Source organism: Oryzihumus sp., assembly GCF_054325275.1.
The window spans coordinates 14,598-37,537 of the sequence record NZ_JBTCWL010000029.1; the positions used below are offsets into that span (position 1 = coordinate 14,598).

Annotated in this window: 16 protein-coding genes; 5 read left to right on the forward strand and 11 right to left on the reverse strand. The window is 72.6% G+C overall.

The window, feature by feature from the left end; genetic code table 11:
• Positions 1-83 precede the first annotated feature (83 nt).
• Genes ACXVGS_RS09510 through ACXVGS_RS09550 form a run of 9 tightly spaced genes read right to left on the reverse strand, consistent with a single transcriptional unit; the run spans position 84 to position 10,289 of the window.
• Positions 84-914, reverse strand: coding sequence for a hypothetical protein (locus ACXVGS_RS09510; RefSeq protein ID WP_458532196.1), 831 nt, complete (start codon positions 912-914; stop codon positions 84-86).
• A complete protein-coding gene (locus ACXVGS_RS09515) occupies positions 911-2,098 on the reverse strand; it encodes a glycosyltransferase family 4 protein (protein WP_458536879.1) in 1,188 nt (395 codons plus the stop codon). The genes ACXVGS_RS09510 and ACXVGS_RS09515 overlap by 4 nt, the downstream gene beginning before the upstream one ends.
• Complete coding sequence (locus ACXVGS_RS09520; RefSeq protein ID WP_458536880.1) at positions 2,095-3,417, reverse strand: YveK family protein; 1,323 nt, start codon at positions 3,415-3,417, stop codon at positions 2,095-2,097. The genes ACXVGS_RS09515 and ACXVGS_RS09520 overlap by 4 nt, the downstream gene beginning before the upstream one ends.
• Positions 3,414-4,865: a hypothetical protein gene (locus tag ACXVGS_RS09525; RefSeq protein ID WP_458536881.1), complete on the reverse strand. Its 1,452-nt coding sequence runs from the start codon at positions 4,863-4,865 to the stop codon at positions 3,414-3,416. Before ACXVGS_RS09525 ends, ACXVGS_RS09520 begins: the two co-directional genes overlap by 4 nt.
• A complete protein-coding gene (gene murJ / locus ACXVGS_RS09530; RefSeq protein ID WP_458530363.1) occupies positions 4,862-6,511 on the reverse strand; it encodes a murein biosynthesis integral membrane protein MurJ in 1,650 nt (549 codons plus the stop codon). The genes ACXVGS_RS09525 and murJ overlap by 4 nt, the downstream gene beginning before the upstream one ends.
• Entirely contained in the window at positions 6,508-7,230 is a 723-nt protein-coding gene (locus tag ACXVGS_RS09535; RefSeq protein WP_221632426.1) for a sugar transferase, read from the reverse strand. The genes murJ and ACXVGS_RS09535 overlap by 4 nt, the downstream gene beginning before the upstream one ends.
• A gap of 10 nt (positions 7,231-7,240) precedes the next feature.
• Positions 7,241-7,927, reverse strand: a complete 687-nt coding sequence (locus tag ACXVGS_RS09540; RefSeq protein ID WP_458530364.1) for a DapH/DapD/GlmU-related protein — start codon at positions 7,925-7,927, stop codon at positions 7,241-7,243.
• Positions 7,924-9,063, reverse strand: a complete 1,140-nt coding sequence (locus tag ACXVGS_RS09545) for a DegT/DnrJ/EryC1/StrS family aminotransferase (protein WP_458536882.1) — start codon at positions 9,061-9,063, stop codon at positions 7,924-7,926. Before ACXVGS_RS09545 ends, ACXVGS_RS09540 begins: the two co-directional genes overlap by 4 nt.
• Positions 9,060-10,289, reverse strand: a complete 1,230-nt coding sequence (locus ACXVGS_RS09550) for a Gfo/Idh/MocA family protein (protein WP_458530366.1) — start codon at positions 10,287-10,289, stop codon at positions 9,060-9,062. The genes ACXVGS_RS09545 and ACXVGS_RS09550 overlap by 4 nt, the downstream gene beginning before the upstream one ends.
• Before the next feature lie 355 nt (positions 10,290-10,644).
• Here ACXVGS_RS09550 and ACXVGS_RS09555 point away from each other — a divergent pair, with 355 nt between their 5' ends.
• Entirely contained in the window at positions 10,645-16,809 is a 6,165-nt protein-coding gene (locus ACXVGS_RS09555; protein ID WP_458536040.1) for a chitobiase/beta-hexosaminidase C-terminal domain-containing protein, read from the forward strand.
• A 216-nt stretch (positions 16,810-17,025) separates the two neighbouring features.
• Positions 17,026-18,075 (forward strand): glycoside hydrolase family 5 protein, encoded by a 1,050-nt coding sequence (locus ACXVGS_RS09560; protein WP_458536883.1) that lies wholly within the window; start codon positions 17,026-17,028, stop codon positions 18,073-18,075.
• Positions 18,076-18,127: 52 nt separating this feature from the next.
• Here the strand turns inward: ACXVGS_RS09560 and ACXVGS_RS09565 are convergent, their stop codons facing one another.
• A complete protein-coding gene (locus ACXVGS_RS09565) occupies positions 18,128-19,780 on the reverse strand; it encodes a SpoIIE family protein phosphatase (protein ID WP_458532188.1) in 1,653 nt (550 codons plus the stop codon).
• A 263-nt stretch (positions 19,781-20,043) separates the two neighbouring features.
• Here ACXVGS_RS09565 and ACXVGS_RS09570 point away from each other — a divergent pair, with 263 nt between their 5' ends.
• On the forward strand, positions 20,044-20,373 hold the full coding sequence (locus ACXVGS_RS09570; RefSeq protein ID WP_458536884.1) for a hypothetical protein: 330 nt from the start codon (positions 20,044-20,046) through the stop codon (positions 20,371-20,373).
• Positions 20,374-20,560: 187 nt separating this feature from the next.
• Positions 20,561-21,424, forward strand: a complete 864-nt coding sequence (locus tag ACXVGS_RS09575) for an LLM class F420-dependent oxidoreductase (protein ID WP_458536885.1) — start codon at positions 20,561-20,563, stop codon at positions 21,422-21,424.
• Positions 21,425-21,455: 31 nt separating this feature from the next.
• Here the strand turns inward: ACXVGS_RS09575 and ACXVGS_RS09580 are convergent, their stop codons facing one another.
• Positions 21,456-21,848, reverse strand: a complete 393-nt coding sequence (locus ACXVGS_RS09580; protein ID WP_458530635.1) for a nuclear transport factor 2 family protein — start codon at positions 21,846-21,848, stop codon at positions 21,456-21,458.
• Between the two features lie 390 nt (positions 21,849-22,238).
• Between ACXVGS_RS09580 and ACXVGS_RS09585 the strand changes: the two genes are divergently transcribed.
• Positions 22,239-22,913 carry a peptidoglycan-binding protein gene (locus tag ACXVGS_RS09585; RefSeq protein ID WP_458536886.1) on the forward strand — a complete coding sequence of 225 codons (675 nt, stop codon included), beginning with the start codon at positions 22,239-22,241 and terminating at the stop codon, positions 22,911-22,913.
• Positions 22,914-22,940 lie beyond the last annotated feature (27 nt).

A 22,940-nucleotide genomic window follows, 5' to 3' on the forward strand; every position in this document is an offset into this window, starting at 1 on the left:
CGCCCGGCCCGGACCAAGACCGACCACCACCGGTCGCAGGGAGGTTGACCCGCGGGACCGCGTCGGCCTGGCGTTTTCGTGCCTCAGTCGGGCGGCTGGGCGTCGGCCCCGGCGAAGCGCTCGTAGGCGAGCTGCGCGCGATACCGCAGGCGGGGGGAGGCCTCCTCCCACGCCTGCGCCAGCGCGGCCTTCTCCTGCTCGCGCTCAGCGGAGGGCACCCACAGGGCCTGCGTGGCCGGTGCCGTCCCGCCGTAGCTCACACCGGCACCGACCGTGGTGCGCGCGGCGCGCAGCTGCTCGCGGCTGACCGTCCCGGACTCGAACCCGAGCAGCACCGGCGACAGGCTCGAGCGGGCGGTGGCCAGCTCGGTGCACTCCCGTCGCTGCTCCTCGTCCAGCGACGGCTCGGCGTAGTCGGTGCCGAACCGGTTGTTGACCCGGCGCACCACGCCGGCCAGGTCGTGCGTCAGCTGATGGAACTCGCCGACGACCATGGCGTCCCGGTGGGGGAGCAGCTGCTCGTAGAAGCGGGCGTAGGCCACGACCACGTCGCGCAGGTCGACGTGCGGCTCCCGGACCAGCTGGGACAGGACCGCCCCACGGGGAGCCCGGATGACCGCCAGGGTCGGCAGCCCGCGCCGGGCCGCCACCACGAGCTGGGCGCTGGCGTGCAGGTGGTGGGCCAGGCGCACCGGGCGCGGCTGGGCGAGCTGGAAGGCGTAGACGGTGAACGTGCTGCCGCAGCGCGTGTAGCCGTCGATGACCATCTCGGTCGCGTCGCCGATGACCTCGGGGCTGGGCCCGGGGTAGCGACGGCGCGCGATCGGCAGGTAGAGCGTCGGGCTCTCCGAGAGGCGGACCCGGGCCAGGTGGCGGGCCCGGCGCAGCGGCGTGACGTGCGCGGCCCGGGTCATGCCGGTACCTCCACACCGGCCGGGCGCAGCGGCAGGAGGTCGGCGAACAGCCGCAGGTACGCCGCCTCCTGGTGCTCCCACGCGATGTGTTCCCGGACCCGCTGCTGCCCGGCGGCGCCCAGCCGTGCCCGCAGCCCCGGGTCGCGGGTCAGCTCGTCGATGGCGGCGGCGAACGCGGCGACGTCCCCGGGCGTCGCGTAGCGGCCGCCGTGCCCACCCAGAGCCCGTGTCTCGCGCAGGTCGAAGGCGACGAACGGCAGCCCGGAGGCCATGTACTCCATCACCTTCACGGGGCTGACCTCCGGCCCCATGTTGGGCTCCAGGCCGAGGTCGGCCGCGGCGAGGTGGGTGAAGACCCCGGCCTCGTCGAGCCAGCCGGTGAGCTCGACGTGGTCGCGCAGGCCCAGGCGTTCCACGAGTGCCTCGGTGTCGGGGCGGGACTCCCCGTCGCCGATGAGGACCGCCCGGACGTCGGTGCGGCCGCGCTCGTGGACCAGCCGGGCCAGCGCCTCGACCAGGAGGTCGAGCCGGTCCTGCGGGCCCATGAGGCCCACCCAGCAGCAGGTGGCCCCGCCCGGACGCGGCTCGCGGGCGGGGGTCACCCGCTCCAGCCGCGGGCCGTTGCCGACCACGGTGACGTCCTCGTCGGACAGTCCACCGCGTCCGGTCACCACGGCACGCAAGGTCTCGTTGACGGTCACGACGCGGTCGGCGAGGCGGAAGCTGGTGCGCTCGCAGGCCAGCAGGAGCCGGTGCACCAGGCCGCCCGCGCCGCCGTACCGCGCGACGTACACCTCCGGGGACAGGTCCCGCTGGTCCTGCACCACCGTCACCCCGAACAGCCGGAACGGTGCGGCGAGGGTGAAGTAGATGTCCGGGGTGCCGGAGACCTGGATGACCCCGAAGGGCCGGGTCAGCCAGACCCGCCATGTCAGGGCCGCGGCCATCAGCCAGGACCAGCCGTACTCCCGCAGGAACGCCAGGTGGCTGCGCCCGTCCGGTGGCGCGGGGTAGTCCAGCACGCGCACCCCGGGCAGGACGTTGCCCGGGTCGCGCCGGCAGATGACCGTGACCTCGTAGCCGGCCGCGTGCAGGGACGACGCCTGCTTGCGCAGGCGGTGGTCCCGGGCGAGCGAGACGTTCTCGACGACGAGCAGTACGTGCCGGCTCGCCCTGCGCCTCACGCGACCCCCTTGTGCCCGGCCTCGTCGGCGACGCGGGCCAGCTGCCGGGACTCCTCGGCGGACACCACGGCCCGGCGGCGCGGGTCGCGGCGCCGAACCCCGGCCCGTCGGGGGCTGCAGCCGGCGGTCAGCAGGCTCCACACCGGCCCGACCGAGGCCTCCATGGCCAGGCGGTGCGCGGCACGGACCGCTTCGCGGTCGGACAGCCTGGTGTCGGCGACCAGGATGGCCAGGTCGCCCTGGCGCAGGGCTCCGATGGTCGCCGCGGAGGCGGTCACCGGGGCGGCCTGCACCAGGACCAGGTCGTGCGTCTGGGACAGCTCGTGCAGGGACGGTCCGAGCCCCGCCGCGTCATACAGCTCGAGGAGCGGCACCCCGTCGCCGAGCAGCCCCTCCAGGGCCGAACGGGACGGGGGGTCGGTCACGACGGCCACGGTGCAGCCGTTCTCCGCGGCGGCCGCGGCGAGGTTGGCGGCCACGACGTCCCGGGCCTCACGGTCCCGGTCGTCCGCGCAGGACACGACGACGGTCGTGCTGCCCAGCGGCAGCATCGGGTCCAGGACCCGGGTGCGCAGGAAGCGGTAGGACTCCGCGACGGAGGACTCGGGGCTGGAGGCCAGCACGAGCCGGCGCGCGCCCTTGACCCGCGGACGGGCCAGGACCGCCAGCACGGGCGAGCCGGTGAGGGTGGCCAGGCGGCCGGCCCCGCGCACCCGCCGGTCCCACCGGTCCGCCAGGGCCGCGGCGCCGATAGCCAGGGTCAGCCCGAGCAGGACCGCCGCCCCGACCTGGAGCAGGGCGCTGGGCCCGGTCGGCGCAGTGGGCTCCGTCGCCGGGGAGATGACCTGCGCCCTCTGCGGGACCGGGCGGCCGCTGCCGCTGTCGACCGTCGCGCGGTAGTCGACGTAGGCGGTGGAGAAGGCGTCCGCGGTGCACTGGGCCGCCTCGGGGGTGGCCTCGGTGGCCCGGAACTCCAGGACGTGCGTGTCCACGGGGACGGCCACGTCCACGCCGTGCGAGGCGTCCGACGGTGACACCTGCAGCGTGTCGGCCGCCTCGGCCGCCACGGCGCTGGAGAGCGCGAGGGCCTTCTCGGTCCCCATGTCCGGTGCCGGGGCCGCGCCACCGTTGGGCAGGATCTGCGGCTCGACCATGACCCGGGCGACCGACGAGTACGACGGTGTCTGGGTGTGGCTGTAGGCCGCCGCGCCGAGCCCGACCACGGCGGTGAACGCCAGGATCAGCCCGGCATGGGCGCGCAGCAGGTTGCGCGGCCGGTCCTCGACGGCTCCGCCGCCGGGTAGCTGGGTGAGTGTCATGTCGCCACCGCTTCCTCAGTGTTGGCCGCCTCCGGGGCGGGAGGGGAACCCTGGCCCTGCCCGGTCTGGGCGAGGGCGGCAAGGATGAACAAGGCGTCCGCGGCACCGCGGTACGTCAGGTGGGGGTCGAAGAGCATCAGCACGGTCATGACGACCACGCCGACGAGCAGGCCGGTCGCTGCCGCGCCCACCGCGTCGTGCCGGGCGCGGCTGACCACCCCGGCGTGCCGGATCGAGGCCCACACGAACCACACGAAGGCGAGCAGCAGGGGGATGCCGCCTCCCCAGACCAGCCAGGTGTAGCCGCTCTCGATCCAGACGTAGCCGGTGGCCTGCGAGGGGACCACGACCCGGGCACTCGGACGCACGCCGAGCAGGAGGTTGCCGGGGTCGGTCAGCTGCGGCCAGAAGTAGCTCTGCAGGTTGCGCAGCCGGCCCGCCCAGCTGTCCGGCAGGCCCGAGGCGGTCCCGAACCCGGTGAGCCGGACGGCGATGATCGGCCACGCCACCAGCGCGGCCAGGGCACCGAGTGGCAGGCCGAGCAGCAGCATCCGGGGACGGCGCACGATGATCGCGGCGACGACGGCACCGATGACGAGGCCGAGCGCGCTGGAGAACTCGCCGGCCGACACCGCCGCGATGACGAACAGCACGCCGAAGCCGGCCAGCACCTTCGCGTGGTGGGTCCGGCGCGAGAGGCCGACCAGCACGGCGAGGTTGTAGATCATGACGTCGGCGACGGCAGCGGGCAGCGCCAGGGTGGAGCCGCCGCGCGGGTTGGCCAGCGCGCCGACGTTGCCGTTGGGCACGAAGTAGGTCGACAGGACCTCCCGCACGTGCAGCAGGCCCAGCGCCTGGAAGATCGCGATGACGGCGACGACGGCGGCCACCCCGATCGACAGCCGCAGGCACCACCGGACCTGGTGCTCGGTCCGGATGCTCACCCGGACGATGAGGTACACCGCGGCGAACTTCCACATCACCAGGGCGTAGAGCAGGTCGTCGGAGGTGATGGGCCGCTGCCGCAGCGCCATGAACAGCAGGGGCAGGACCGAGCTGGCCACCGCCATGGCCAGCAGCGACCACTCGATCGAGGTGAGCCGCAGCCGCGGCCGCCAGCCCTCGCGCGCGGTGACCAGCCATCGCAGCAGCAGCGCACCGCCGACGAGGGCGGCCATCGCCTCGTTGGGGCGCAGCAGCGGGATCGCCGAGCCGCGGTCGATGCCGGCGGTCAGCGGGGTCACGACGATCAGCGCGTATGCCGCGAGCGTGGGTCGCAGCGCGACCGTCACCACCACGACGGCGACCAGCGCCAGGGCCATGGCGACGCGGGGGTGGGTCACGCCCAGCCACGCCGCGAGGGCGGCGGGCACCGGCAGCAGCAGCGGCCAGGAGCGGGCCACGGCGCGCTGCGCGACCGTGCGGTGCAGGTCGACGGCGAGGCTCATGTCAGCTCACCCCGCAGTCGGCCGCGCCGGCCGACGCTGCGCAGCAGCAGCCCCAGCTCGGGGGCACGCAGGGCGGAGGAGGCGGCGGCATACGTGCCGATGCCCAGGACGGCGCAGACGAGCACGGTCAGTGCCGCCCCGGACTGTCCGGAGAGCGCCGCCGTCAGGGCACGGCTGGCCAGCCACACCGGGACGGCCATGACGCCGGCCGCGGCCAGGGTGCGGGCCAGCGAGGGGAGCAGCCGGGTTCGGCCGGGTAGGGAGCGTCCGTGGAAGCGCAGCCACAGCGTGAGCGCACCGGCCACCGAGCCGGCCGAGTAGGCCGCGCCCAGGCCGGCCAGCAGGGACAGCCCGTCGAGCAGTGCCAGCGACAGGCCGGTGCCGGCGAGGCACACGAGCACCTGGACCACGGCACCCACCAGCGGTGCCCGGGTGTCCTTGCGGGCGTAGGAGGAGTAGCTGCAGATCTGGAACACGGCCGTGCCCAGGATCGACGTGGCGAGCGCGACCAGGCAGGCCGTGATGGCGGCGACGCCGGCGCCGGAGCCCATCCGGCCGACGGCGACGACGCGCGACAGCTGCGGCGCGAGCAGCATCGACCCGACGGCGGCGGGCACGGCCACGAACAGGCACAGCGACAGCGACCGGGTGAACATGTCCCGGAACTCCCCGGGCTGCTCGCGCACGAACAGGCGGGACAGCCAGGGCAGCGCGCTGACCGCCATCGGGGTCACCCCGATCGCGATGGCGAGGTAGATGAAGCTGAGCGCCATCTGGAAGGCGACGACGCCGCCGCGCACGTGGTTCGCCGCGGCGAGCAGGACCACCATCTGCACCGCGAGCACCCCCGCCTGCCCCAGGGACGGCAGCGCCCGCCGGATCACCGCGAGCACCTCGGGCTCACGCCACCCGGCGCTGGGGCGGAGCGTGACCCCGGCCCGTCGGGCGCCCCACCACTGCAGGGCGGCGTGCGCAGCGACCGCCCCGGTGGTGCCCAGCCCGAGCAGCAGCAGCTCGCCGTCGGGCACGGCGTCGAGCCGGGCCGGCGCCTGCCCCATGAGTGCGGCGGTCAGCGCGAGGACCGCGATGATGCCGACGTTCTCCATAGCGGGGGCCGCTGCGGCCAGGGCGAAGCGCCGGTGGGCGTTCATCGTGGCGGTGGCGGTGCCGACCACGGCGTAGCAGAACACCTGCGGGACGAACATGAGGAAGAGCAGCCGTGCGACGCCTTCCTGCCCCTCGGCCGTGCCCGTGCCGTGGGGGGCCATCGCCGCGAGGAGGGCCGGGCCCAGCAGCAGGGCCAGCGGCCCGACGACCAGCAGGGCGGCCATCGCGATCCCCAGGAAGCCGCCCGCGATCCGCTCCGCGGCGGCGCGGTCCCGGCCGTCGACGTGGTGCACCAGCGCCGGCACGAGCAGCGAGGTGAAGAGGGAGCCGCCGAGCAGGCCGTAGTAGAGCAGGTTCGGCAGCGAGTTGGTGAACTGGAAGGTGTTGCCCAGCACGGTGGGGCCGAGCACCGCGCCGATGGCGGCGATGCGGACCAGCCCGGTGACCCGGCTGACGACGGTCCAGCCGGCGACGGTGACCGAGTCGCCGGCCGCGTCCTCGGCCCAGCTGGGGCTGGAGCGGGCGCTGGGGCGTCTCATTCGGCGTCCCCGGGGCGCAGCAGCGCGGGCACCGTCCGGGCCAGCAGCACCAGGTCCACGAGCATGCCGCGCCGCCGGACGTACTCCAGGTCGAGGTCGAGGGCCTGGCGCATCGTCAGGCGGCTGCGGCCGCTGGTCTGCCAGAGACCGGTCATGCCGGCGGGCACGTCGAAGCGCGGGCCGTACTCCTTGCCCAGCAGCGCGGCCTCCCAGGGCAGCACCGGGCGCGGGCCGACGAGCGACATGTCGCCGCGCAGGACGTTGACCAGCTGGGGCAGCTCGTCGACGCTGGTGCGTCGCAGCACGCGGCCCACGGACGTCAGCCGGGGGTCGTTCTCCAGCTTGAAGACGGTGCCTGCCGGCTCGGGCGCGGGCTGGTCCGGGTCCAGCAGTCGCTGCACGTAGTCCCGGTGGAGCTCGTCGCTGCACCCGTCGACCATGGTGCGGAACTTCAGCATCGTGAACGGCTGGCCGCCCAGCCCGACGCGGGTCTGGCGGAACAGCACCGGCCCGGGCGAGCTGCGCCGCACCAGGAGCGCGGCCAGCCCGAGGACGGGGGAGAGCAGGACCAGCGCGGTCGCGGACACCGCCACGTCCAGGCAGCGCTTCGCCGCGCGGTATGCCGTGCGCCCGGTCTGCGGGCGGCGCAGGACGAGCTTGTCCTCGTCCTGCGAGACCGCTTCGAGGACAGGCCTTCTCAAGCTGGCGGGGCGCTTCACCGCAGGCTCGTCACGTCGGCTCGGGCAGCGGATGCAGCGCCGGGCGCACCAGCCGGAACCGGCTGGCGGACCCCGTCAGCGCCTCGACCCGGTCACCGACCGAGCGCAGGCCCGCCACCGCACCACGCGGCAGCGCGGGGTTGCCGTACGCCACGACACCGGGCTCGATGTCCCGGGTCACCACGGACCCGGCGCCGATGAGTGCCCCGGCGCCGATGCGCACGAACGGCAGCACCGTGACGTTGACCCCGAGCTGCGCGCCGGGACCGATCCACGGCCCGGACATCACCTCCCGCGAGGCGTCCTGGCCGGGGTACAGGTCGTTGGCCAGGCTGACGCCCGGCGCGAGGAACGCCCCGTCGCCGATCTCGGTGTACTGCGCCACGTAGCAATTGGTGTGGATCTTGACGTCGTCGCCGATGCGGCAGCTGTAGTCGACCACCGTCCCGGTCCAGATGGAGACGCGGTCCCCGATGGTGCAGCGCTCGCGGACCACGACGTGGTGCCCGGTCTCGAAGCCGGCGCCGATGCGGGTGCCGTCGTACAGGACGGTGCCGCTGCGCAGGTAGGCGTCAGGGCCCAGCACCAGCCGCTCGCAGGCGCCGGCGTGGACCGGGTGCCCGAGGACGACGCCGTGCTCGGCCCGGCAGTTGGGGCCGATGCCGTCACCGGTGGCCGGGGCGAGCTGGGCCGTCATCGCGCGTCCACCGCACGGCTGGCGTGCAGCGCGTCGCAGACGAAGGAGACCTGGGCCGCGGTGAGGTGCGGGAACATCGGCAGCGAGAGGATCTCGCGCGCCGCCTGCTCCGCAACCGGCAGGGCCTCGCGCGCGAACTCCCGGTAGGGCTCCTGCAGGTGGCACGGCACCGGGTAGTGGATGCCGGTCTCGATCCCGGCAGCGGCGAGCTCGGCCATGACCTCCTCGCGGTGCGGGGTGCGCACCACGGCCAGATGGTGGACGCCGCGCGCCTGCGGTGCCTCGTCCACCAGCTGCAGCGTCCCGGGCAGCTCCTCGCGATAGAGGGCGACGGCGCGGCGGCGGGCCGCGGTCCAGTCGTCCAGTCGCGTCAGCTTCGCCGACAGCACCGCGGCCTGGATGGCGTCGAGGCGGCTGTTGGTGCCGATGAGGTCGTGGACGTAGCGGTCGGTCTCGGAGCGGCCGTGGTCACGCATCGAGCGCAGCCGGGCAGCGAGGCACTCGTCGGAGGTGGTGATGGCCCCGCCGTCGCCGTTGGCGCCGAGGTTCTTGCCGGGGTAGAAGGAGAAGCTGCCGGCGACGCCGAGCGAGCCGGCGCGCCGTCCCTCCCACGTCGCACCGTGCGCCTGGGCAGCGTCCTCGACCAGCGCGATACCGGCACGGGTGGCCACCTCGGCCAGCGCGGTCATGTCCGCCATCTGGCCGAACAGGTGCACCGCGATCACCGCGGCGGTGCGCGGGGTCACCGCGGCCGCGACCTGGGCCGGGTCGACCAGCAGCGTGCCGGGCAGCACGTCGACGAACCTGGGGGTGGCCCCGGCGAGGACGACGGCCTCGGCGGTGGCGATGAACGTGTTGGTGGGCACCAGCACCTCATCGCCGGGGCCGACGCCGAGTGCCCGCAGGATCAGCGTCAGCGAGTCGGTCCCGTTGCCCACGGACACCGCGAACCCGGTGCCACAGTAGTCGGCCCACTCGTGCTCGAACTTCTCCACCGTCGCCCCGCCGACGAAGCGGCTGGTGTCGAGCAGGTCGTGCCAGGCCGACTCGAGTGCCGGCCGCACCTCTGCCGTCTGGGCCTGCAGGTCCGCGAAGGGGACTCGCACGGAGGCGGCCCGGCTGGCCGTTGCCGTCATGCCGAGCCGACCAGGGTCGTCTTGTGCGCGACCGGTCGCCGGCGCCTGGTCGGCCGGGGCGGCCGGGGCTCGGCGAGCTCGGACAGGTGCACCGGGCGGCCCTCACGCATAGAGATCTGCAGTGCTTCGAGGACCTCGACGACGGCGAGGCCGTTCTCGCCGCTGGTCAGCGGGCGCTCGCCGGTGTGGATGCTGTTCAGGAAACGCCGGTCCTGGACCATCAGCGGCTCCTCGAAGTCGAGGTGGGGCACGGTGATGTCGCCGTGGCGGTAGGTCATCGGAGGCTGGGTGAGGTCCTGGTCGTCGACCGGCGGGGTCACGCCCTTGTCGAACACCCGGATCCGCTCGTCGACGGCGAGGTCGTCGTAGACGGCCATCTTGCGGCTGCCGACGACGGTGACCCGGCGGACCTTGCAGGGGTCGAGCCAGCTGACGTGGATGTTCGCGGAGACGGCGAGGTCCGGGTAGAACAGGCGCAGGTAAGCGACGTCCTCGTGCCGGCTGTTGGCGTGGCAGGCGCCCCAGGCGTGGACGTACGTGGGCGTCGTGCCGAGGACGCGGTTGATGATCGAGATGTCGTGCGGCGCGAGGTCGAAGATCACGTTGACGTCGCTCTGGTACAGGCCGAGGTTCAGTCGCGCCGTGTCGATGTTGTAGACGTCGCCCAGCTCGCGCTGCTGCACGAGGCTGCGCAGCTTGTCCACGGCCGCGTTGTGCTCGAAGGTGTGTCCCACCATGAGGGTCACGCCGGCCTCGCGGGCGGCGGCCACGAGTTGGCGTGCGTCGGATGCCGTTGTGGCCAAGGGCTTTTCGACGAGCACGTGCTTGCCGGCCGCGATGGCGGCCAGGGCGAGCGGGGTGTGGGTGGTCGGCGGCGTCGCGATGACGACCGCGTCGACCTCGGGCAGCGCACTGGGCAGGTCCGCGAAGGAGCGGGCGCCGGGGAATCCGCGCACCAGGGCGTTGACCCGGTCGGTGCGCCCGTCCACCAGGACGACCTGGCTCACGTCGTCCAGCGACTGCAGGACACGCACGTGCTTGGATCCCCAGTAACCGCAACCAACTACGCCCACGCGCAGTGCACAGCTGCTCGTCATCATTACCTCCCGGTCGTCCCCTCTTGGGCGAGCGGCCGTCGTGCGCCCGTTCGCAGGTCCACCTTCGTGCGCCGTGGTGGAAGCCGGATCGGGCAAGAGGTTGAAACGGGACTCATGCGGCTGGAGCATCAAACGGCGTAGAATCCATACTGAATTTGTAGGTTATGGCTCCATGCCCACTGTGTATCTGCCTACGGGTTTTGGATGGATCTGCGAATTCGTTTGCTGTTCAGGTCTTTTCGCTCGTCTACGCGTAGGGGACTAGTTCTCCACCATTTGACGCGCCCGCGTCCATCCATTGTCGGAGGGCAGGACCGCCCTCTCTTCCTACGGTGTCTGACGAGGGCCCTCCCTGTCGTCGGGGAGGGCTCGATCACGGCTCATCGCGGGCCGCGTCGAGAAGTGGGGTGGTCCGGTGGTTCGTAGCCGAGATGATCGTTTGGCCAGATCCGGCGCGCAGGCGCGCCCCAAGCCATGGCGCTGGATGAGCACGCGAAGGCGGCGCTGGCTGCCCTGGGTCGTGGTGCCCTGCGCGCTCACGCTCGGGATGACCATGGTGTCGGCCACGCCGGTCGTCGCGGCCACACAGACCCGGGTCACCCTGGCCTTCGACAACGGCTCGATCAGCCAGTACACCCTGGGCTGGACCAAGGCCCTGCAGCCGCACGGTGCCAAGGCGACGTTCTTCGTCAACTCCGGCACCGTCAGCGGTGGCGCCAGCTTCATGACGTGGGCCCAGCTCGGCACCCTGGCGGGCGACGGGCAGGACATCGGCGGCAAGACCGTCAACGCCACCAACCTGACGACCGACCCCAACCCGACGAACCAGGTCTGCAACGACCGCGCCGCCCTCATCTCGCACGGGCTCAGCCCTGCCGCTTTCGCCTATCCCGGCGGCACCAACAACGCGACCGTCCAGGCCGTGGTCAAGAGCTGCGGCTACGGCAACGCCCGGACCGCCGGCGGACTGTCGGCCACTGGAGCCACCTACGCCGAGACGCTCCCTCCAACGAACTGGTTCGCCACCCGCGCCTACGCCCCATCGGCCGTGACGCTGGCGAACATGCAGTCCCTGGTCACCGGTGCGGCCACGCACAACGGCGGGTGGACCCAGATCGTCATCGGCCGGGTCTGTGACCAGACCCTCGACGCGGCCAACTACGCCAGCTGCAGCGCGTCCAGCGGTCACATCGAGCTGGCCGACCTCAACGCGTTCCTGGACTGGGTCGCCGCCGCCGGGCAGGCCGGGGGAGCGCCCGCCGGCGTCGGCCTGGACACCGTGCGCGGCGCGGCCACCTCGGCCGACGCCACGGCCCCCACGACCGCCATCACCTGCAACGGCGCCGCGTGCACGAACACGCCCTACACCGGTCTGGTGAGCGTCTCGTTCAGCCCGTCCGACGTGGGCTCGAGCATCTCCAGCACGCACTACACCACCGACGGCTCCGACCCCACGCTGTCCAGCCCGACGTGGACAGGACCGTTCAACGTCAACGGATCCAGCGCGTCGACGACGGTCAAGTTCCGGTCATGGGACTACGCAGGCAACGTCGAGGCGACCCAGACCCAGGTGATCCAGGCGCCGACCGACTCGGCCGCGCCCACGACGACGATCACCTGCAACGGTGCCGCGTGCGCGAGCACCCCGTATGTCGGGTCGGTCACCGTCGGCCTGTCCGCGACCGACACCGGTGGCTCGGGTCTGGACAAGACCTACTACACGACCGACGGGTCCACCCCGACCACGTCGAGCAGCGTCTACTCGGCGCCGTTCCAGCTGACCAGCCCGGCGACGTACGCGGTCAGGTTCTTCTCCACCGACAAGGCCGGCAACGCCGAGACGGTGCAGAGCCAGTCCGTCCAGGTGGTCCCGGTGAGCACCAAGGTCTCGCTGACCTTCGACAACGGCACGGTCAGCCAGTACACGCTCGCGTGGACCAAGGCACTGCAGCCCCACGGCGCCAAGGCGAGCTTCTTCGTCAACTCCGGCACCATCGGCGTCTCGGCCAACATCATGAGCTGGGCCAACCTGGCCGCGCTGGCCGCTGACGGGCAGGACATCGGCGGCAAGACCGTCAACGCCACCAACCTGACCACCGACCCCAACCCCACGGCGCAGGTCTGCAACGACCGGGCCGCCCTCATCGCGCACGGGCTGGACCCCGTGGCCTTCGCCTACCCCGGTGGCGCCAACAACGCCACCGTCAAGGACATCGTCAAGACCTGCGGCTACGGCAGCGGTCGCAGCGCCGGTTCGCTCTCGCCGAGCGGGCCGACCTACGCCGAGGCGCTGCCCCCGGCCGACTGGTACGCCACCCGGGCGTGGGCGCCCAGTGGCCAGGTCACCCTCGCCAACCTCAAGGCGCTGGTCACCGGTGCCGCGTCCAAGGGCGGTGGCTGGAGCCAGGTCGTCATCGGCCGGGTCTGCGACCAGGGCCTCGACGCGGCGAACTACACGGCCTGCACCGCCTCCGCGGGCTGGGTCGAGCTGGCCGACCTCAACGCCTTCCTGGACTGGATCGGCAACGCGGGCCAGAGCGGTGGTGCCCCGGCGGGCGCTGCCTTGAGCACCGTGCGCGCCGCCGCCATCAGCGCCGACAAGGTCGCCCCGGTGACCGCGATCGCCTGCAACGGTTCCGCCTGCACCACGGACACCTACACCAGCACGGTGTCGGTCACGCTGCCCGGCTCCGACGTCGGGTCGGCCATCGCCAGCACGCACTACACGACCGACGGCTCCGACCCGACGCTGTCCAGCCCCACCTACACCAAGGCGTTCCCGATCACCGCGACCACGACGGTGAAGTTCCGCTCGTGGGACAACGCCGGCAACGTCGAGGCGGTGCAGACCCAGGTCATCACGGCCAGCCTGCCGGCCGACACCACCGCGCCGACGACGGCGATCACCTGCAACGGCTCGCCGTGCACCACGACCGGCTACAACGGCTCGGCGACGGTGACCCTCACCGCCACCGACGCCGGGGGCTGGGGGGTCGACAAGACCCACTACACGACCGACGGGTCGACCCCGACCACGGCGAGTGCGGTGTATGCCGGGCCGCTCACCCTGAGCACGCCGGCGACGTACACCGTGAAGTTCTTCTCCGTCGACCTGGCGGGCAACACCGAAGCCGTGCAGTCGCAGGACATCCAGGTCCTGCCGCCGCAGACGGTCGTGTCGCTGACGTTCGACGACGGCGTGAAGAACCAGTACACCCTCGGTGTGAAGCGCGGTCTGCAGCCGCGGGGGATGCGCGGCACGTTCTACGACGTCAGCGGGCTCAACGACAAGGACCCGCAGCACATGACGTGGGATGAGCTGCACGCCACCAACAACGCCGGCAACGAGGTCGGCGGGCACACCCTCGACCACGTCAACATCAAGACGCTGACGGACAACGCCACCAAGGTGCACGAGGTCTGCGACGACCGGCAGAACCTGATCAACCACGGGTTCTACCCGACCAGCTTCGCCTACCCCGAGGGCGCCTACGACGCCACGGCCGAGTCGATCGTGCAGGGCTGCGGCTACAGCACGGGTCGCGCCGCCGGCGGCATCGACGTCGCCGGGTCGGGCGCGGGTCCGGTCTACGCCGAGACGATCCCGCCCAAGGACATGTTCGCCTCGCGGACGGTCTACGACCCGCCGTCGGGCACCCCGGCCAACGTGCCGCCGCTGACCCTGCAGCACCTGCAGGACGCGGTGACCGCCGCCGCGGCCCACGGTGGTGGCTGGATCGTCTACGACTTCCACCAGGTCTGCTCGCAGGCCTACGACCCCGACAACTACACCTCGTGCATGAGCGACTGGGGCCCGATCGAGCTCGACACGCTCAACGCCTTCCTGGACTGGCTGAAGAACGCCGGCCAGCCCGGTGGCGCCCCGGTGCGCACGGTCGTGCAGACCGTGTCGCAGACGCTCAACGGCCCCGACCTGCAGGCCCCGATCTCCTCGGTCCTGTGTGACGGCTCGCCCTGCGCCTCGACCACCTACAACGGTTCGACGACGGTGTCGCTGACCGGCAAGGACCCCGGTGGCAGTGGCGTCAAGGCGACCTACTTCACCACCGACGGCTCCACGCCGACGACGGCGAGCCCGCAGTTCACCAAGCTGTTCACCATCAACGCGAACACCACGTTCAAGTTCTTCTCGGTGGACAACGACGGCAACGTCGAGGCGGTGCAGACCCAGCAGGTGCTGGTCCAGCCCAACACCGACCCCGTGGTCGGCGCGGCCGGCGACATCGCCTGCGACCCGACCGCACCGGCGTTCAACGACGGCCTGGGCACCGACACCGACTGCCGTGCCTCGCAGACCGTCAAGCTGCTCACCGGCGTGGACGCGGTCCTGCCGTTGGGTGACAACCAGTACGAGTGTGGTGGCCCGGCCGCCTACGCCCAGTCCTACGACCCCACCTGGGGCGTGAAGAAGGCGATCACCCACCCGGTCCCCGGCGACAAGGACTACCAGACCACTGGAGGGACGGACTGCCCGACGACACCGGGGGCCGGCTACTACCAGTACTTCGGTAGCGCCGCGGGCGACCCGGCCAAGGGCTACTACAGCTACGACCTCGGCTCCTGGCACGTCGTGGCCCTCAACACGGCGACCTGCCCGGTCGACCCGAGCTTCTGCGCCGCGGGCTCGGCCCAGGAGCAGTGGCTGCAGCAGGACCTGGCCGCGCACAACACCTCGTGCACCCTGGCCTACTACCAGAACCCGCGGTGGGCCTCGACCGCCTCGGGCTCCGGCGGAGACACGACCTTCCAGCCCATCTGGCAGGACCTGTACTCCGGTGGCGTGGACGTCGTGCTCAACGGCGACTCGCACTGGTACGAACGGTTCACGCCGCAGGACGCCACCGGGAAGCAGGACCTGGCCCATGGAGTCCGGCAGTTCATCGTCGGCACCGGTGGCGCCGGCCTGGACACCCCGGGTGCGCCCGGACCGAACAGCGAGGCGCTCAACGCGACCACGCACGGCGTGATCAAGCTGACGCTGCACAACGGGTCCTACGACTGGTCCTTCAACCCGGACGAGGGCACGTTCACCGACAGCGGCAGCAACGGCTGCCACGCCGCACCGCCGGTGCCGGACACCACGGCCCCGACCACGGTGGCGACGTGCAACAACGCGCCGTGCACGAGCACGCCCTACGCCCCGCCGGTCTCGGTGGCGCTCACGGCCACGGACAACGTCGGCGGTTCCGGCGTCTCGAGCACGCACTACACCACGGACGGGACCGACCCGACGCTGCTGAGCCCGGCCTACACGGCGCCGCTGTCGCTGGCGTCCTCGGCCACGGTGAAGTACAAGTCGTGGGACGTCGCCGGGAACGTCGAGGCGACAGGGACGCTCGCCGTCCAGGTCGACACGACCGCACCGGTCACCTCCGCGACCTGCAACGGGGCGGCCTGTGCCACCACGCCGTATGCCGCGCCGGTCGCCGTGGCCCTGTCGGCCACGGACACCGGCGGGCTGGGGGTGTCGAGCACGCACTACACGACCGACGGATCGGACCCGACCTTGTCGAGCCCGACCTACACCGCGCCGCTGAGCCTGGGCGCCACGACGACGGTGAAGTTCCGCTCCTGGGACACCGCCGGCAACGTCGAGGCGACGAGGACCCAGCTGGTCACCGTGGACGCGACCGCGCCGAGCACGACCATCACGTGCAACAGCGCGGCCTGCGGGAGCGCGGCGTACTTCAGCTCGGTCACCATCCGGCTGGCGGCCACCGACGATGCCGGAGGGTCGGGGGTGTCGAGCATCCACTACACGACCGACGGCACCGACCCGACGCTGACCAGCCCGACCTACACGGCGGCGTTCACCCTCACGAGCTCGGCGACGGTGAAGTACCGGGCGTGGGACAAGGTGGGCAACGTCGAGGCGACGAAGAGCCAGGCCATCCAGGTGGCGGCGGACGCTCCGCCGGTGGCGGCCCTGACCCTGTCGCCCTCTACGGGGATGGCACCGTTCGCGGTGACAGCCAACGCGTCGGGGTCCAGGGACACGGATGCGACGCCCATCGCGTCGTACACCTTCGCCTGGGGTGACGGGACCGCCTCGGTGACCCAGGCCGGCGCGTCGGCGACGCACACCTACACCAGGAGCGGCACGTTCCTGCTCACCGTCACGGTGCGGGACACGGCCGGGCTGACCGGCAGTGCCACGGCGCAGGTCGTCTCGAAGGCGAACCTCATCGCCAACACCGGCTTCGAGAGCAACACCAGCGGCTGGGCCGCGGCCAGCGGCTGCATGCTGATGCGGTCCTCAGGCGGGCACTCGGGCAGTTGGTCGGCGCGAGTGCTGAACTCGGGCTTCACGACCCGGACGTGCCTCCTGGACGACTCGCCCAACCAGGTCTCCAGGACGTCGGCCGGCACCTACACCGCCACGCTGTGGGTGAAGGGCGCGAGCTCCGGGGCGACGATGAACCTGCGGCTGCGGGAGATGTCCGGCAGCACGGTCGTCGGCTCGGCGACGAAGACGCTGATCCTGAGCACGTCCTGGCAGCCGGTGACGGTCACGCTGACCGTCCAGCGGCCCGGCAGCACGGCGCTCGACCTCAACGCCTACGTCGTCAACGTCGGGATGCTGGCGACGGCGTTCTACGCCGACGACGCAGCCCTCACCCTCGGGTGAGCTGAGGTGACCTGGGGCGGACGCCGCGTCGTGGCCATGGGCCTCGTCGCGGCGGCCGCCCTCGGCGTGTTGGGGTGGCGCCACGGGCCGGCGGCCCGCCCCGAGGCGGCCCGGTCACCAGTGGCCACTCCGGCGACGGCGGTGTCCTCACCGACCCGGCTCCCCGTGACCCCAACGGGCGCGAGTCCGCCGGCCACAGCGCGGACCGCCCCGCCGGTGACCCAGGAGGCAACCCCGCCCGTGACCTCGCCCGGACCGGCTCCGGCGCTGTCGGTGAGGGTCTCCGGCAACCGGCTGGTCGACGCGACAGGCCGGCCGGTCCGGTTGCTCGGCGTGAACCGCACCGGCACGCAGTACGCCTGTGTCGAGGGCACCGGCATCTTCGACGGCCCGTCCGACGCGGCATCGGTCGCGGCGATGACGACCTGGCACCTCAGGGCCGTCCGGGTCAGCCTCAACGAGCACTGCTGGCTCGGCATCAACGGCATCGACGCCCGGTTCGGTGGCGCCGCGTACCGCGCGGCGATCACGGAATACGTCGACCGGCTCACCGCGGCCGGCCTCTACGTCGTCCTCGACCTGCACTGGAGCGCCCCCGGCACCGAGCGTGCGAAGGACCAGCAGCCGATGGCCGACCGCGACCACGCACCGGCGTTCTGGGCGTCGGTGGCCGCGACCTTCCGGGACCGGCCGGCCGTGTTGTTCGACCTCTACAACGAGCCGTACCCGGACGACAACCAGGACACGACCGCGGCCTGGACCTGCGTGCGCGACGGCGGCGCCTGCCCGGGCGTGCCGTTCACCGCCGCCGGCTCGCAGGAGCTGCTTTCCGCGGTCCGGGGTGCCGGCGCGCGCAACGTCGTCCTCGTCGGCGGCCCGCAGTACGCCGGGACGCTGGACCGCTGGGCCGAGTTCGCGCCGGTCGACCCGGCCGGGCAGCTGGCGGCCTCGGTCCACGTCTACTACGGCACCCCTGCGAAGCCGGAGTGGGCGCCCTGTGACCAACCTGCCTGCTGGGCCCGCGACATCGCCCCGCTGGCCGCCACCACCCCGGTCGTCATCGGCGAGGTCGGCGAGCACGACTGCGACTCGGCGATGATGATGCCGCTGCTGCAGTGGGCCGACACGCATGGCCTGAGCTACCTGGCCTGGTCGTGGCTGCCGGGCGACTGCGCCGGCGAGCCCGCGCTGCTGCGGGCCTGGGACGGCACGCCCAGCGGCGAGGGTGCCGGCTTCCGAGCCCACCTCCTGGACCTGCCCCGCTGACCGGGGCACACGGCACACCCACTGCGGTATGCCGTGTCCGCGCCGCAGCGCGTCAGCACTGGATGCTGAGCACCGCCATGTCGTCCCGCCCGTGCGGGGAGGCCAGGACATGGCGCTCGACGGCGTCGAGCACGGACTGGGCGGTCGCATCCGCGCCGGCGCCTGCGGTCCACGTCAGGACCGAGCGCAGCCCCTCCTCGCCGAACTGCCGGCCCGCCGCGTCACGGGCCTCGGTGACGCCGTCGGTGTGCATGACGAGGGTGTCGCCGGCGGCGAGCTCGACCGGGAGCTCGAGATGGGTCACGTCGGGGTCGACGCCCAGGAGCAGCCCGGGCTCGCCGACGTCCTCCAGCGTGCCGTTGGCGCGGCGCAGGACGGGCAGGGGGTGACCCGCGATGCTGACCAGTCCCTCGGCCCCGGAACCGTTGGGGCGCAACAGGAGACAGGCCGCCGTCAGGTAGGGGAGGGGGCTGGTCTGGTCGTCGTGCATCAGCGCGGCGTTGACCGCGGCGAGGATCGCCGACGGGCCGGCGCCACCGTCGGCGGCGGCCCGCGCGGTGTAGCGCGCGAGCGCGGTGACGGTCGCGGCCGCGGCACCCTTGCCGCAGACGTCGGCGATGAGCACCATCCAGCGGCCGTCGCCCAAGGCAGTGACGTCGTAGGTGTCGCCGCCGACCATCATCCCGTCGCCCCCGGCCCGGAACCGCGCCCCGAGGCTCACCCCGGGGATGTTGGGCAGACGCGGGGGCAGCAGGCTCTGCTGCAGCGTCCGGGCGAGCTCGCGGGCCTGGCCCTCGGCGTGCAGCCGGTCGAGGAACTGGCCGAGCTGGCGGCCGGCGCTGGAAAGCACCTCGACCAGCTCGTCGGACACGGGCCGGGACTCCCGGGAGAACAGCTCGCACACGGCCAGCACCGTGGTGCCGCGCATCACGGGGAAGGCCACGCCGGTGCGCAGGCCGTCCCGCTGGGCCGCGTCGCTGCGCGTGAAGCGCGGGTTGTCCAGCAGGTCCTCCATGACGACGACCCGGCGCCCCTGCCAGGCTGCGCCGGGCAGTCCCTCGCCCGGGGCGAAGGTGTGGGCCACCGTGGCATCGCGCAGGGCGGGGACGTCCATGCCTGGCGCCCGCCAGACCCCTGAGCAGGCCAGGGTCCCGTCGGCGCGGTGGGGCACCCACAGGCTCGCGGCGTCCCAGTCGAGGCGCTCGCACAGCGCCGGCAGCATCCGCTCGAACGCGACGTGGGCGTTGGGGGAGTCGCCGAGCGCCTGGGTGACCTGCAGCGTGGCCGACAGGTGCCGGCTGACCTCGAGCTGCTGCTCGAGCTGGATCTGGGGGCGCGCGTCACGCAGGACGGCGATGACGAGCTCGGCGCCGTTGGGGCGCGAGACCACCGACAGGGTCAGGTCGACGGCCACCTCGCGGCCGTCGCGGTGCAGGGCCGGTACCTGGACGGTGTTGCCGATGAGCCGTCGCTCACCGGTCGCGAAGAAGTGGGTGAAGCCCTTGTTGTGGGCGGCGCGGAGCCGCTCGGGCATGAGCACCGAGAGCGTGCAGCCGACGAGCTCGTCGGGGTCGAGGCCGAGCAGCTCGGTCAGGGCCGGGTTGGCGTGGACGACCCGGCCGTCGGCAGCGGCGACCACGACGGCGTCGGGCAGGCTCTGGAGCATGTCGGCAAGCCCGACGGTCGGGTCCGATGACAGCAGCACGTCGCACCCCCCTGCTCCCCTGTGCCCGGGCCGGACTGTCGGCCCTCGCCCGCCTGTGCGCGCAGCGTCATTCAACACCGGTATCCGCGGCCTCCGTGGGAGGTTGACGGATCTGTGACCGACGGCGCAGGACGGGTATGTCGTGTGCTTGGTCGATGCGCTTGCGTTGCGGCTGCGGGCCCGGCGCGAGCGTCTCTGGCTCGCAGGGTCGGTGGGTGTGGATGGTGGGACGGCCTGTCGGTGGCAGAACGTATGTTCGAACCATGCATCAGGGGGATCGTCGTCAGGGGGCCGCGGCGAGCGGGTCCGGTGGCTTGCCCGCGGCGGGGTCGGGTGGTGCCGGGACCGGGGGTGGGGCGCCGGGTGCCGCCGCGACGGTGGCGCTCGCGGACCTGTTGGCGGCGGTGGACGCGTCGCGGGAGGCCCTGGCCGGGATCGAGCAGGTGCTGCACCAGTGCCACGGCGCGGACCTGGGTCCGGCGATGGGTCTGTTGGATGCGCTGGCCCTGCTGTGCGGGCGGCACCACACGATCGTCCACCAGCGCGGCTGGACCGCGACCGTCACCGCGACCGGGGTCACCTGGCACACCTGACGTGCCCGTCCCGCGCCCGGCCCGGAACTGGCCGGGCCGCAGGCATGCGCAGACGACGGAGTTGGGGCCGGTCCTCGGCCTGACCGGATGCCCGAGCGCCACATCCGGGAGACCATGGTGGGGACCCAGCCACCCGTACGTGCTGCCGCTCATCCGGGGAAGGCTGGAGCACCGCTCGAGGAGTGGCATGAAGCTGGGACTGCACATCGCGGACTTCACCTGGGACGGCGGCCCTGCCGCCCTCCGGCAGCAGCTGGGGGAGGTGGCCAGAGGTGCCGAGCGGGCGGGATACGACCGGGTCAGCGTCATGGACCACGTCTGGCAGATCGGGCACCTGGGGCCGCCGGAGCACGAGATGCTCGAGGCCTACACGGCGCTCGGCTACCTCGCGGCGGTGACCGAGCGGGTCAAGCTGCTGACCGTCGTGACGGCGGTCGTCTACCGCGAGCCGGGGCTGCTGGCCAAGGCCGTCACCACGCTCGACGTCCTCTCCGGTGGCCGCGCGATGCTCGGCATCGGGGCGGCCTGGAACGAGGAGGAGTCCCGCGGGCTCGGACTGTTCTTCCCCTCCACCTCCGAGCGGTTCGAGCGGCTGGAGGAGGCGCTGCAGATCTGCCAGCAGATGTGGAGCGAGGACGACGGGCCCTACGAGGGCAAGCACTACCGGCTCGAGCGCACGCTCAACTCACCACAGGCCCTGAGCCGTCCCCACCCGCCGATCCTCATCGGTGGCGCCGGGGAGCAGAAGACGCTGCGGATGGTGGCCCAGTACGCCGACGCGTGCAACATCTTCGACTCGCCGGAGCTGGCCCACAAGCTCCAGGTGCTGCGGGGCCACTGCGAGCGGCTGGGCCGCGACTACGACGAGATCGAGAAGACCGTCCAGACGCGCTTCGACCTCGGCCCGCGCGGCGAGCGGGTCGAGCAGACGATCGAGCACCTGCACGAGCTCGCGGACCTCGGCATCGAGGTGGCGCACGGCACCTTGGCCGGCGTCAGCCGCCCCCGGGGCGCTGGACCTCATGGCCGAGCGCGTGATCCCCGCCGTTGACGCTCTCTAGGCGGCCGTCGGGCGGCCGGTCTCAGACCCAGAACGCCTCCACCTTCGCCAGCGTGTCGGCGGAGTACAGCCCGCTGACCTCGCGGATCAGTCCGTGCTCCATCCGCACCAGCTGGCAGCTGGTCACGTCAAGGGTGCGCCCCTTGAAGTCCCCCGTCGTGCGCTGGATGGCCACGATGTAGCGCTCCCCGACCGCCACGTCGAGCAGCTCGGCGTGGAAGGACCCGCCGGACAACGGCCCGAGGAGGGCGACGAATTCGTCCCGGATGGCAGGCCAGCCGGCATGGGTGCCCGAGATCGCACTCGACCCGGGAAGGACCCAGACGGCGTCCCAGGCGAAGAGCTCCTCCAGTGTGTCCATGTCCCGGGTCGCCAAGGCCGCGTAGGCCCGGCGAACCACATCTGCATCGCTCACAACGCAGCCTCTTCCTGCTCACGCGCACAGCAGCGCGCAGGCGCCGACCTCCAATGCTCATTGTCCCGGCGACCGGCCCGGACGGGTCCGTCACTGGGTCGACCCAAGCCACGACAAATGGGCGACCCGGCAGTGCGGGGCGGACCGGCGGGTGGTCACGACCCGCCACCAAGGGGGAAGCCGGCGACGGCCGCGCAGGACACGGACGGTCATGGGTTGGCTCTGGCCAGGGTTGCGGCGGCGGCGCTCGCGGACCAGCCCAGGCCGTGCCGCCTGGCCTCGCTGGCGCGCGAGCGGCGTTTGGCGCTGTTTGCGGACGCTCGTGTCCGGGTACGGCGCCTCCATCCACACACCAGGGGGCACGGCTGCCGTGCCGGGATGGAGTCACTGATGAGCGAAGCCGATCTGCCGCCGCTGTCCAGGGATGAGCTCGCAGCCGAAGCCGGCACCGCGTTGCCGGACAAGGAGGTCATGTCCCTGCTGGACCTCAACGTCGACCTGAACCTCGCCCTGGATGTCGCAGCCCCGATCGACCTCGCCGTGGACGCCAACGCCAACGTGGCAGCGCCGATCGACGCCTCGGTCGGAGCCAACATCCTGTCCGCCGGTTCGAGTGCGGCGTCGCTGGCGCACCAGGACGTGAGCATCGACCAGGGCCTGTCCGGCTCCGCGATCGCCCACGCACCGCAGCACAGCGGCATCGACCAGAGCGCGCCCGCCGGCGACACCACGCCCACGCCGGCCGGCGGCACCACGACGCCGACGGGTGCCGACGCCCCGGCCACCGCAGGGGCCACCGCCCCCGACCCGGCCTCGGCACTCAACGGCGACCTGCTCAAGGTCGACGTCAACGCCGCCGCCGACGCCAAGCTCGCTGCACCCATCGACGGTGCCGTGGCGGCCAACGCCAATGTCGCCGCGCCGATCGACGCGTCGGTCTCGGCCAACGTGGGCTCCATCGCCTCGCAGGCCACCGCCATCGCCGACCAGCATGGGTCGATCACCCAGCACCTCGACGGGACCGCGGAGGCCACGGCCGACCAGACCTCGCAGATCAACCAGTAGTCGATCTCGCGTGAGCCCGACCTCATC